At 42.6% G+C, this 625-nt stretch carries 1 pseudogene; it reads left to right on the top strand.

The window, feature by feature from the left end:
- Positions 1–625: pseudogene (locus tag HMPREF2987_RS10970) on the top strand (hypothetical protein); the annotation flags it as partial.

Below are 625 nucleotides of genomic sequence, written 5' to 3'. Positions count from 1 at the left end.
TCAACACCAGAAGTGAAGTATCCAAATGATCCAACGGATCCAACGAAACCAGGTCAACCAGTTGTTCCAGATGTACCAGGATATAAACCATACTTGCCAGATCCAAACGATCCGACGAAACCAGATAAAGATAAACCAGTAGAACCAGGTAAGGAACTTCCAAACCTTCCAACAAACCCAGGTGAAGACACACCAATCATCTACGTACCAATCGTAAATGATGTGAAGAAACCAACTAAACAAACAGTTAAGTTTGAAGGAGCAGGCGATAAGACTCCAGCGGACAATGTCCAAGATGACTTTACGTTTACTGGTAAAGAAAACAAAGCTTCTGTAACTACAACATGGACTGAGAAGAGCCATACTTACGGTAAGGTATCAGTTCCAGTAATTCCAGGTTACTACGCTGATAAGACAGAAGCCGGTGGTAAGACAGTTACTCCAGAAAATCCTGAAGCAACAGATACAGTTACTTACAAACCGCTTGGCAGCTTGGTTCCGAAATCTGATGATCCGAAATTCCCATCAACACCAGATGTGAAATATCCAAATGATCCAACAGATCCAGGTAAACCAGGTAAACCAGTTGTGCCTAATGTACCAGGCTACAAACCATACTTGCCAG

The organism is Streptococcus sp. HMSC067H01 (assembly GCF_001814775.1).
GTDB lineage: Bacteria > Bacillota > Bacilli > Lactobacillales > Streptococcaceae > Streptococcus.
Note: the sequence above shows the minus strand (reverse complement) of the source record. Positions and strands in the feature narration are given on the sequence as shown.